This is a genomic window from Acinetobacter sp. Ac8 (assembly GCF_055392545.1).
Window position 1 is genome coordinate 3985089 of record NZ_AP043689.1, and the last position, 12133, is coordinate 3997221.

Annotated in this window: 12 protein-coding genes; 6 read left to right on the top strand and 6 right to left on the bottom strand. The window is 39.1% G+C overall.

Annotation, left to right across the window (positions count from 1 at the left end):
* Positions 1 to 15 precede the first annotated feature (15 nt).
* Positions 16 to 687, bottom strand: coding sequence for a D-Ala-D-Ala carboxypeptidase family metallohydrolase (locus ACZ5QH_RS18845; RefSeq protein ID WP_303577617.1), 672 nt, complete (start codon positions 685 to 687; stop codon positions 16 to 18).
* A 209-nt stretch (positions 688 to 896) separates the two neighbouring features.
* Between ACZ5QH_RS18845 and ACZ5QH_RS18850 the strand changes: the two genes are divergently transcribed.
* From ACZ5QH_RS18850 to ACZ5QH_RS18870, 5 genes are all read left to right on the top strand, one after another.
* Entirely contained in the window at positions 897 to 1445 is a 549-nt protein-coding gene (locus ACZ5QH_RS18850) for a TetR/AcrR family transcriptional regulator (protein WP_034613789.1), read from the top strand.
* A gap of 11 nt (positions 1446 to 1456) precedes the next feature.
* Positions 1457 to 3109: an MFS transporter gene (locus ACZ5QH_RS18855; RefSeq protein WP_303577618.1), complete on the top strand. Its 1653-nt coding sequence runs from the start codon at positions 1457 to 1459 to the stop codon at positions 3107 to 3109.
* A gap of 75 nt (positions 3110 to 3184) precedes the next feature.
* Positions 3185 to 4312, top strand: a complete 1128-nt coding sequence (locus ACZ5QH_RS18860) for an HlyD family secretion protein (protein WP_303577619.1) — start codon at positions 3185 to 3187, stop codon at positions 4310 to 4312.
* A 176-nt stretch (positions 4313 to 4488) separates the two neighbouring features.
* Complete coding sequence (locus ACZ5QH_RS18865; protein WP_303577620.1) at positions 4489 to 5352, top strand: 1-aminocyclopropane-1-carboxylate deaminase/D-cysteine desulfhydrase; 864 nt, start codon at positions 4489 to 4491, stop codon at positions 5350 to 5352.
* An 80-nt stretch (positions 5353 to 5432) separates the two neighbouring features.
* Positions 5433 to 6632, top strand: a complete 1200-nt coding sequence (locus ACZ5QH_RS18870; protein ID WP_004817673.1) for a BaiN/RdsA family NAD(P)/FAD-dependent oxidoreductase — start codon at positions 5433 to 5435, stop codon at positions 6630 to 6632.
* Positions 6633 to 6658: 26 nt separating this feature from the next.
* On the opposite strand, the gene ACZ5QH_RS18875 is transcribed toward ACZ5QH_RS18870, so the two are convergent.
* The 3 genes from ACZ5QH_RS18875 to ACZ5QH_RS18885 form a co-directional block, all read right to left on the bottom strand.
* A complete protein-coding gene (locus tag ACZ5QH_RS18875; RefSeq protein ID WP_004817675.1) occupies positions 6659 to 6811 on the bottom strand; it encodes a hypothetical protein in 153 nt (50 codons plus the stop codon).
* Positions 6812 to 6957: 146 nt separating this feature from the next.
* The gene (locus ACZ5QH_RS18880; RefSeq protein WP_004817677.1) at positions 6958 to 7122 is read right to left on the bottom strand and encodes a hypothetical protein; all 165 of its coding nucleotides are present in this window, start codon (positions 7120 to 7122) and stop codon (positions 6958 to 6960) included.
* A gap of 83 nt (positions 7123 to 7205) precedes the next feature.
* Positions 7206 to 8828, bottom strand: a complete 1623-nt coding sequence (locus ACZ5QH_RS18885) for a mechanosensitive ion channel (RefSeq protein ID WP_303577621.1) — start codon at positions 8826 to 8828, stop codon at positions 7206 to 7208.
* Positions 8829 to 9363: 535 nt separating this feature from the next.
* On the opposite strand from ACZ5QH_RS18885, the gene ACZ5QH_RS18890 reads away from it, so the two are divergent.
* On the top strand, positions 9364 to 9786 hold the full coding sequence (locus ACZ5QH_RS18890) for a hypothetical protein (protein WP_004817681.1): 423 nt from the start codon (positions 9364 to 9366) through the stop codon (positions 9784 to 9786).
* A gap of 108 nt (positions 9787 to 9894) precedes the next feature.
* Here the strand turns inward: ACZ5QH_RS18890 and ACZ5QH_RS18895 are convergent, their stop codons facing one another.
* Together ACZ5QH_RS18895 and ACZ5QH_RS18900 are read right to left on the bottom strand one after the other, a co-directional pair.
* Positions 9895 to 10344, bottom strand: a complete 450-nt coding sequence (locus ACZ5QH_RS18895) for an ABZJ_00895 family protein (RefSeq protein ID WP_105714347.1) — start codon at positions 10342 to 10344, stop codon at positions 9895 to 9897.
* Positions 10345 to 10823: 479 nt separating this feature from the next.
* Positions 10824 to 12035 (bottom strand): multidrug effflux MFS transporter, encoded by a 1212-nt coding sequence (locus ACZ5QH_RS18900; RefSeq protein WP_004817686.1) that lies wholly within the window; start codon positions 12033 to 12035, stop codon positions 10824 to 10826.
* Between the last annotated feature and the right edge of the window lie 98 nt (positions 12036 to 12133).

Here is a 12133-nt window from a genome sequence, read left to right on the forward strand (position 1 = left end):
CTCAAAAATACAATTTTAACTTTTTAAACACGGCGAACTTTTCGATTTAAAGTCCTTACCCCAAGTACGATATCCTTGGGTATCAATATGATAGCGATTATTACCATAAACGCCTAAACCCATTTTATAACTTTTGCCTTCCACTTGCCAAAAATGACACATTTTTTTAACTAATAATTCGCGATCTTTTTTAATGGTTTCTTTGGGTGATAGCACATGAAAATCAACTGCATAATTACTTAAATGCTTACTTTTTTCCGCCCCACCTATGCATTTATTTAATTCAGGGGCACGATAGATTGCTGAAATCGTATATGTTTTAAAATATTCATTTCGATTTAACTTTTCCACCAGTTGCAAACTACTCACCACATTTTTCCAAAAGGCTTTAGGTGGAATAGCAAAACGTTTTGAGTAACACTGCTCCGGCATATAGTTTCGGCTGGTTGTCAGCTCCATCAGACTAGGTGGATGTTTTAAATACTGCGACATAAACTGATAATAATCCGCCAATAATTGGGGGTCTTGTTGCGCCTTCCAAAGCTTGAATTGTTGTTCAATCTGTTGATCTGATGATTTTCTTGAAGATGCAGCTTGATCTGCTTTTTTCTCAGATGGCGTACAGGCATTTAACGCCAATACACCGATGCAGCAGATCGAAATAACAATATTTTTAAAAATTTTCACAATTTCAGCACACTTATTGTTTTATTTTAAAGGGTAAATATTTAGAAATCTAAACCTATTTATACGATTTATTAATCATTGACCTAAGTCATTCTAACCAATCTAATCAACTTTAAAGCTGCAATTTACAAAAATCCACAGAGTTAGCAATTTACAACGGACAAAAATGTCCGTTAAATATCAGAATAAAATTTAATGCAATTTCCCCTATGCGTATACGTCAAAAACAAGCGGCACAAAATCGCGAAGATTTGCTTAATGCTGCACTGAAAATATTCCGTAAACAAGGGATTCGTGCGCCATTACAGCTTGTGATTGATGAAGCTGGCGTTGGACGGGCAACCTTTTATCGTAATTTTAAAGATCGCCGTGAGTTGGTCATCGCCTTGATGGAACAAGCATTAACTCGTCTAGATGAACGGGCAAAAAGCTTTTCAGAATATCCTGATGGTTTGATTCGATTAATTCGCAATCATGTCGAGAATCTACCTTATCTCACCGCCTTGATGGAATATTGGCGTGTGATTGATCGTAATGACCCAAGTATGGTGGATATTTATCAACGGCGTGACGCAATTCTTCAACCGCTGATTGATCAAGCCATTGCCCATCGAATTTGCCGACCAGATCTTACCCCAAAAGATTATGCGCTAATTACTGGTATTCTAAGGGCTTCCTTTCAAGGGCTAACCGACGAAGAACAAGTTCAACTGGCCACACGTGCAGTTGACTTACTGATTGATGGCATCAAGGCGTAATTGAGGCACTTATGGATAAATCGCCACGTTTACTTGAACCTGCCCCAGATTGGACACCTGAAGAGCGTCCAACCTTACCAGGCTCGCCTGCGGCTATTGCACATCCAACACATAAAAAGCTGATTTATTTTTTTATTGGCCTGTTTGTTGCGATCTCAGGCAGTTTAAGTAATGGTTTTATTACCGCAAATTTACCACTTATTCAGGGTGAATACTCGCTAACGCCTTCAGAAGCTGCATGGATTCCCGCAGCTTATGTAATGGCAAATATTAGTTCCAACATGATTCTGTTTAAAGCTCGGCAACAATATGGGTTACGGCTTTTTTCTGAAATTGGTTTAGTGCTTTTTATTTGTGTATTGCTGCTGCATATCTTTGTGCACACCTTTGAAATGGCATTGTTTGTCCGTGTGATCAGCGGTTTGGTTGCCGCCCCCCTGAGTTCTTTAGGCATGTACTACATCATGCAGGCCTTTAAACGAGAAAACTTTGGGCGAGGAATTTATCTCGCGCTGGGCTTTCAACAATTGGGTATTCCACTAGCATGGATCATTTCCCCGTCTCTGGTCGATGTAAATGACTGGATTGTGCTCTATACCTTTGAGCTGGGTTTAGCGATATGTTGTTTGGCAATGGTGGTTTCTTTAAAACTACCACGTAGCTTAAGAATCGAAGTCTTTGAAAAACAGGATTTCTTCACTTTTGCCTTACTTGCACCCGGCTTTGCCCTGCTATGTATCGTCCTGACCCAAGGCCCTATCCTTTGGTGGTTTGAAGTCAAATGGTTAGGGTATGCCTTAATTGCTGGCTTCAGTCTTATTGTTATCGGACTGACTTATGAACATTACCGTGTCAATCCGCTTATCATTACCCGTTGGCTAGGTTCAGCCACCACACTTAAATTTGTGTTTGGTGCGTTGGCGATTCGCTTGCTCATGTCTGAGCAAAGTTACGCAGCTGTTAACTTTTTAAAAACCATGGGTATGGGACCTGATCAGTTCGTTACCTTGTATAGCGTGATTTTTCTTGGCATTGTGCTCGGCACTGTTTTTAGCGCCAGGACCTTTAAAAGAGAGCGCATCTCATGGCACTTGGTCGGTGCTGTGGTCTTGGTTCTTATCGCCTGCGCTTTAGACTATCACCTCACCAGTGATGTACGACCAGAAAACTTCTACCGCAGCCAATTTATCGTTGGCTTTGCCAGTGGTATGTTTATCGGACCATTGCTGCTGACAGGGATTATTAATGCCTTACAAAAAGGTCCATCACACATGGTCACTTTTGTGGTGTTGTTCTCTGCAACACAAAGCTTTGGTGGTTTAATTGGAAATTCATTCTTTTCAACCTATCAACAATTACGCACCCAAAATTATCGGGCTGAAATTGTCAGTGACTTGTCACCAACTGATCCATTGGTAGTGCAACGACTTGCAGCCTATCAGCAAGCAGCCAATAAATATACTTTAGATGCGTCACTTGAACAGAACCAAGCTTATCGCAATTTAAACCAGATTGTGACACGAGAAGCGCAAGTGCGTGCCTATAATGATGTGATTGCATTAAATGGAATTTTCGCCATTTTACTGTTGATTTGGAGTAGTTTTAATATTGCTTGGACACGCTATCAACTCAAAAAACAGCAACAGGTCCTCAATAGCAGTTAGACAGATCTCAGGCTATTCCGAAATCAGATGATCCATGATGTCACGCTATGTATTAAAAAATATTTGAGAATTCTTATGTCGCAAGATCAAAAACCAACAGAGCAAGCAGCAGTTACACCACCACAAGCACCTGCAACAGCAGCGGCGCCACCACCATCCAGTAAGCTTATTCCAACAGCGAAAAGAACATTGCTGTTGATGCTCTTGGTCTTGTTGGTGGGGATTGCTGTGATTATGCGCGCATGGAAAATTGGTCCTTTTGATAGCAGCATAGAATCCACCGACAATAGCTATATCAAAGGCAGAACCACGGTTTTATCTTCTCAAATCAATGGGTATGTCAAAGATGTATTGGTGACTGATTTTGACCATGTCAAAAAGGGTCAGCCGTTAATGCATATTGATACCACAACCTATGATCAGAAAGTGACTCAGGCTGAAGCAGGTGTTGATCAGGCCAATACCACTTTAGCCAATCAAACCCAAGCGATTGAACAACGCAAAGCAGATATTGTGGCTGCACAAGCCAAAGTTGAACAAGCCAAAGCAAGTTATGAACTTTCAACAGCACAACTCAATCGTTATCAACAATTGGGAAATACTGGCGCAACCTCTAAAACAGAACAAGACAAAGCGGCTGCGGATGTAAAAAATAATTTAGCCTTACTCAAACAAGCGGAAGCCAATGTATTGGTTGCTCAAGAAGCGTTAAAAACAGCTCAAGTGGCTCAATCGGGCTTAAAAGCACAAGTCACCAATGCCAAGGCACAATTTGATCAAGCGGTAACGACAAAAGACTATAGCTTGATTGCAGCACCGATGGATGGACAGTTGGGCGAAGTCACTCCTCGTGTGGGACAATATGTTGCAGCTGGCACCCAGTTAATGTATCTAATTCCGCAACAAACCTGGGTGATTGCCAATTTCAAAGAAACACAAATTGCTGATATGCACATCGGGCAAAAAGCAACATTTACGGTAGATGCTATGAAACATCAAAAATTTACTGGCCGTATTGAACAGATTTCACCTGCTGCTGGTGCTGAGTTTAGTGTGCTTAAGCCTGACAACACCACAGGTAATTTTACCAAGGTCGTACAGCGTATTTCTGTGCGGATTGCTATTGATCCCAATCAAAAAGGTTTAGAATTTTTACGACCGGGGATGTCTGTGGTGACTTCCGTCGATACCAGCACTCAATGATCCGCCTAAGTGAAAAGCTTACGTTAAAAAGGCTTGAGTTAAAACCTAGAAATTTATCCCCAATAATAGACATGAAACTCAATCAAACCTGTCTTGTTTTACAGGTTTGATTAAAATATCTTGGACAGGCTTAATTCAAAGCTACTCATACACACCCATTCAGTTAAAAAATCAGCATGTTTGATCATATTGCCCAAACTATTCCCTATCAAAGTTTAGATTTTGCTGGATCTGTTCGACTTACAGTTAAACGGCTTGATCTAATCCATCCACAAATTTCTGGCAATAAATTTTTTAAACTCAAATATAATTTGATTGAAGCACGCCAGCTTGGCCTAAAACAGATGCTGACTTTCGGTGGTGCGTATTCCAATCATATCGCTGCCACAGCCTATGCAGCACAGTTATTTGGATTTAAAAGCATCGGGATCATTCGGGGCGAGGAGTTAGCGCATAAACCGCTCAACCCTACTCTAACGACAGCACAGCAGTTGGGCATGCAGCTAGTTTTTGTTTCACGTGAAAAATATAGACAAAAAAATAATCATGACTGGATCGATGAATTAACACAACATTATCCAAACACTTATATTATTCCTGAAGGTGGAACCAATGAGCTTGCTATACAAGGTTGTCAGGAAATTTTAACGACAGAAGATTTAAATCATTATGATGTAATTTGCTGTGCGGTAGGAACAGGTGGCACAATCACTGGGCTGATTAACGCCAGTTCATCACAGCAGGAAATTTTAGGATTTTCAGCACTTAAAGGTGATTTTTTACAACAAGATGTCAGTCAACTCACCCATAAAAGCAATTGGAAAATACTGGATGATTATTGTTTTGGAGGCTATGCCAAAACCACTGCTGAATTACTTAGCTTTATCAACAACTTTGAGCAACAATATCGCATTCCGCTTGAACAGATTTATACTGGAAAAATGTTTTATGGAATTTTTGATTTAATTTCAAAAGGTTACTTTGAAGCAAATACAAGAATTTTGATCCTGCATAGTGGTGGCTTGCAAGGACGTAGCTAAATCACATCTGTTTATAATTGTCCTGAAAATTACTTTAAATTTGTCTATAATCCCCTGCTCAAAGTTTCCATGAGTGTGATATGTCTTCTAACCAATATGATGTGATTGTCCTCGGCGCGGGTGCTTCAGGTTTAATGCTTGCGGCAAAAGCAGCTGCCCGTGGTCGTAAGGTCTTAGTGGTTGAGAAAGCCAATAAAATTGGTAAAAAAATCCTCATGTCAGGTGGTGGCAAATGTAACTTCACCAATCTTTATGTTGAGCCTGAAAATTTTATTTCACATAACCCACATTTTGTCATCTCTGCCCTGACGCGTTATACCAATTGGGACTTTATTGGGATGGTCTGTGAATATGGCATTGACTATGAAGAACGCAAACATGGACAACTGTTTACCTTAAATGGCGCAAAAGAAATCTTAAGCATGCTGCTCAACGAATGTGAAAAAACACATCATGTTGAGATTAAAACCAGTTGTGAAGTCAAAGCGATCAATACGGTTGACGATCAGACTTTTCAAGTCGCCACCAATTTAGGCTATTTTCAGGCTGAATCTGTTGTTGTTGCATCAGGTGGCTTATCTATTCCAACATTGGGTGGCTCTGGCATCGGCTATGAAATTGCCAAACAATTTGGTCACCACATCTATCCTACACGCGCAGGTTTAGTTCCCTTCACTTTTTCAGATCAATTTAAAGAAGTTACCACTCGTTTAAGCGGCAATGCGGTTGAAGCAACACTATCTAACGAACTGATTGCATTTACTGAAGCATTGTTGTTTACACATCGTGGTTTAAGTGGTCCAAGCTCATTACAACTTTCAAATTATTGGAATGCAGGACAAGCATTCCATATTAACTTTTTACCAAGTCTTGAGCTGTTTGATTTTTTAAAGCGCAAAAAGCAAAGCCAGCCCAAGGTGTTAATCAGAACCTTACTGACTGAACTTTTACCGAAAAGTGTGGTGATTGAACTACAAAATCTCATTTGGTCCGAGTGGGCTGAAACGGCGATTGGGCAATTAAGTGATGAAAAACTTGAAACGATTGCCAATAAATTACAGCAATTTGAAGTCAAACCCTCTGGTACTGAAGGCTATCGGACTGCAGAAGTCACTTTAGGCGGTGTCGACACCACTGAAGTTTCATCAAAAACAATGGAAAGTAAAAAACAAAAAGGTTTATTTTTTATAGGTGAGATCTTAGATGTGACTGGTCATTTAGGCGGTTTTAATTTTCAGTGGGCATGGGCTTCAGCACATGCCGCTTCAGAATATGTTTAATCTAAACTGATTAATAGATAGAAAGCTTATTCTAAATAATCTGTTTTAAATAAGATAAGTTGGTTTTGGATTTGCTGCTTCTGGGTCACACGTTGAATCGCCAAATCCATCGACTTTAGGTCATGTTTTTTTGCAAATAACGACTGATGAATTTTGTGTAAAAAATAGATGATCTTCATTTCAATTCCTTTGAAAATGATATTTATCAGATGAGTGTGTTTTATATTGCCTACATATTCACCTATTCAATCTAGACAATAAATCATCTGATGTCTATCTATTTTCTATAAAAAAAACCGATAAAATTCATGCTTTGCGAACACAATCACTCTTGAGATTTGTTTTGAGATTCATGTTGTTGCTTAACAATTTCGGATGATTGCTTTTTTGGTTTTGCAAACACAAATTTATAAGCACTTGCTAAAAACCCTACAGTGATTCCTGCAATCACAATGGGTGCAATGAAATTATTTGGCTTTTTCTTAGACATCTCTATTCCCTCTCACTTTTGACCTAAAAATAAAAAGATCGATCAAGCATCAATCCTGATCGATCTTTAAAAGAATTTAAATGTTAATTCGGGTCATCTTTGTCCTGTTTCAATGAATCAGTAAGTGACTTGTACTCATTTTCAATCGCAGGGGTATCCGCGGTTACTTGCGTAGCGTCTGTACCACTTGGCTGTGATGAATAAGTATTTTCTTGCTTTAATGGATTCAGTTGATTTGCCTCTTTCTTGGCTTTATCGATTAAATCCGTTAAAACACGTTCTGCAGGTTGACGTCCACCTAGACCAAAGGCCAATGCAAAAGCAACTGCCACAGAACCCAAGGTTAAGCCAAAAGCAAGATTAACGATCGAATCGGCAATTCCCATGGCTTTTAAACCCATTGCAATCACCAGCCCCATGATCAAAACACGAACCAAGTTGCCTAACCATCTTGAGCTATTGTACTCACCACGTTGCACCACATTCGCCACGATATTGGCCAACCAGAAACCGATCACCAAAATCACTGCGCCTAACAAAATGTTGGCACCAAAGTAAATAAACATTGAAATCAAATGACTAACTTGCTCAAAGCCCAGTCGATTTGCCGCTTCGGAAACAGCAAATAACATGGTAAAGAAAACAATCAGATAACCAATGATACAAGAAACTTTCGTGTCACCTAAAAAGCGTTGCAAATCTAATTTTGCAGGAATTTCATCAACACCTGTTCCAGCAACAACTTCTGAAACCAAACGCCCCACAAAACGAGACACCACATAGGCCACAATTAAAATTAATCCGGCTGCAATAATATGTGGAATTGCATACATGATTTCACCCAGCATTGCGGTTGCTGGTTGTGAAATAGCCTGTATACCAAGTGCTTCAAAAGCCACAATTAACGCAGTAATCATGACAACGGCAAAAACAAAAGAGCCTAAAAACTTCGCTAAACCTTGGTTTGAGTTTTTAAATAGCCCTACTTTTTCTATTTGGGTTTGTAAATTTAGACTGTTGATTAAACCCTCAACAATCCCGCGCAGGATTTTTGCCAAGATATAACCGACAAAAACGATGACACCCGCAATGAAAATATTTGGTATATAAGAGACTGCCTCATTCAGCATGTTCTGCACTGGAAGCAATAAGCCTTGCAAACCTAAAATTGATAATACAATTGGTAGGAACAGCAATAAAATTAGCCAGTACACAATATCAGCGATATTCTGACTGATCGGACTGACCCCAACATCGGCACTTAATTTTTCATCAAGTTGAGTCCGATCCAAGGCTTTTTTTAAGCCGACTTTAACCAGATTTGCCACAATCCAGCCGATAAACCCGATGGCCACGGCAGCCAGTAATTGTGGAATAAACAATAAGAATTGCTGAATCATCAAACTAAATGGGCTGCTTACGCTGGTAAGATTCAGCACATTTAATGCACCAATCACCGCGATCACCATCACCACCCAAAAAACAATTCGAGAAAGAATACTTTCAATATTTGAACGATGACCTGTTGCTGAAGACAATTTTGTATTTGTACCTAGTTTTTCTAGGATTTTTTTAATTCCTGCTGCAACAATCAGTGCAATAATCCATCCCACAATAAGGATGGCAACAGCGGCGAGAATCGGGTGGAATTGATCCCAATAATACATGGCATCAAATCTCCCCCTTGTTTGTAAAATTTCATTCATTTTTTATTTCCTCAAGTTATAGATTTATAACAATCTGAGCGTGCTCAAATGACTTTAAGCAACATTCTTTATTTGAATTGGATACTTGATGAATTACTCTTCTACTTTATCTATTGCTTATATAACGAGCAAATTTAACTGCATAAATACAACAAAAGCATGCAAAAATGAAAAACTCCAGCTTTGCAGCTAGAGTTTGTCTGATCAATATAATCTTTATAGATGATATATGGGATTAAACCCAATCGGCGATCATGTAAACAAGCAAGGAAACAAGAAATAACCCCACAAGAATAAGCATATAAATGGGTAAGCGATTCTTATGCGTTATATCTTCAGTACTTGTTACATAAGATGGTTTATTGAAATCGTGTTTCATGACGTCCACCTCCATCGAATTGATGTATTTTTATACTAACAGGCTATTTATGATCTGTGTGTAAAAATATTTTAAGCAAAAGTAAATTTTAATTCGAGCAGTTCTTGAAAGATAAATGAGCTATAATATGTACCCCATTTTTTGGCTATTGTAGATATGGCTTATCAACGACAAAGTGTCGAGTTGGACTTGGACACTGATGTCACGCATCAATGCTTCACACATACCTCAAGAGATGACCATCTCATTGGAATTATTGAATTTAATAAGCCTAGTTATATTCTAAAATGGGGCGATTTAGAGTATTTCCGTCGCCGTACAGATGAATTATCCGTTATGCCTTTCCCAGAATGTATCAATGCGATGATTATTGATATTCGCAATATTGTGCCATTTCTGGATAACGAAGTTCCAATCGTGCCATGGCGCTTACTTGAAGAAGACTGCCCGATACGACTTGTTGTGCCTCAAGATCGTTTAGAACATTATGCAGGGATCTTTGAACCAACGTGGTTAACCACAGACATTGAAATTGCCATTCAAGAATTACGCGAATTTATGGATATGTTCGTACACTAACAGCATATCCATAGCTTAAAAATAAGATTTATTTTTTGCTTATTTGTATTGACGCAGATTTCATCAATGACTTTTATTTCTCAAAGTAAAGTCAACAATTTAAACAGATCATTGACCAAACATTTTAGCCGCCATACGCTGTGCTTGCTTTCCATAAAACCAATAGGTAATTAAATATAAAGGGATTGCCAACATCAGCAACATGATCAATGCAGTGAGCAAAAATTGAGTATTTTGCAGATACATCACAAAAGTTTTCCACACTTCTGGATCATTCTGAGAAAAAAACCAAACACCCGCAAATACCCCAAGTAAATTATAGCCCCAAAATATTGCGGTATAACCAAGGGTCAGTTTTTTACGCTCTTGGTCTGTAGGCGCACGGCGTTGTTGCTTGAGAAAACGATATAACACGATAATCATCGCAATCAAATAAGGTATTGCGGTTAACACGCCAGCAATTTCATTGGGCAATAATGCAGCCAATACACCTGCAACCATGGTCAAGACTAAACAAAGCAGCAAAAACCACAAAAAATATTTGTTTAAAGACACCATGACGACAGCCTAGATTGCATAAAGAACAATATTATAATTTTTTTTCAACTTTTTTTCATTTTCTTGTCAACCAATTTGAAACTGTTGTCGTTATATAAGTATAAGGTCTGCAGCAACCAAATTGATTGCACGGCATCCGCAAAGAAATTTGGAGACCTTCTCTCAGAGAAACTAAAAACTTATGCTTCTTAAGATTCAACTTAGCAGCCTGAATCTTTATAACGAAGTATTTTGGCCGACGATTTACTCATCACTCGAATCGTCGGCTTTTGTTTTTCTGGTATTTGTGTTTTTATCGTTTCTGCTTTGACCACGTGTATGTGTATCGCGTACTTGTTCTAACAATACAATCTCTTAGAACCTGTCAATTTCCTCATACTTGAATAAAAAAATACAGATCGTCTTTGATTCGATAAATCAAAACTCACTTTTGTCTTATAAATCAACAAGACGATCTCATGTTCAGTATCGGTATAAGCTTAAATTTGTTTCATCTTGAACTGTTGAGCCACTTTTAAAATTGCCATAAACCCAGCCACAGTAAAAGCCAACATCAAAATTCCCATATTGAATAAATGATTCCATACAAGAAAATTCAATACCACACCGCCCAATAGACCACACGCAAATTGCATACTGCCCATAATTGCACTTGCAGTTCCTGCTCTTGAGCCTTGTTCAGACATCGCCAATGCCATCGCATTCGGTCCAGTAAAACCAATCCCTGAAACAGAGAAAAATAAACCTAACATGACAATCACCAATGGTGCATCAGACATGAAACCTGCGCTGACAATAATCAATGCACCTGTGACCTGAATCAAACCACCAATTTTCAAGCGCAGGATCACCGAGAGTTTGTTGGCTAAACGCTTATTGATAGAAGACAGTAAAATGATACCAAAAGCATTAAAACCAAAGGCAATAGCAAACTGTTGCTGAGTTAAATGATAACCATCCATCAACACTGCTGCCGCGGAACTGATATAACAAAATAGTGCTGCACCAGTAAAACAACCTGCCAACATTGGAAAGCGAAAGCTTCGATCTTTAAAAATACAAGCATATAAAATAAACACTTGTTTAAAGTTGAGATGCAGCCTGCGTTCTGGTGCGAGTGTTTCCTTAAATAAAAAGTGTACACAAAACAAGCAGAACAAACCAATCACAAACAAGGCGATAAAGACGCCTTGCCAACTAAAGAATTGTAGAATGGCGGCACCCAAAGTTGGAGCAAGAATCGGGGCAATCCCCATCACAATCATCATACTGGAAAAAGCTTGCGCTGAACCTTGCACATCTAAACGGTCTCGAATTGCAGCTCGTGCCATCACCACCCCCACACAGCCCCCTAAGGCTTGTAAAACGCGTGCGGCAATCAACGACCAATGATCAGGTGCTAAAACACACAGCAAGCTGGCAAAAGCAAACAGGGTCATACCAAAATAAAGCGGTTTTTTACGCCCAATACGGTCACTGATTGGACCATAAATCAATTGCCCAACAGCAAGACCAAAAAAATATGCAGGCAAGGTATTGGCGATCTGCTGGGTTGTCACATTAAAGTCTTGCGCCATTTGTGGCAATGCTGGCAAATACATATCAATGGATAAGGGACCCAAAGAGGTAAATAAAGCCAAAAGCATAATCCAGCCCGTTGAATACTGCTGACCCACGTTTTTTTCAGACATAGATGGTTTATAATTTGATAAGGAATATTGCAGACAAGTTTACACTGTCCATTGTATGATTTGTCACAAAGATAAGTGAAAAGCCATATAAGTCAAAT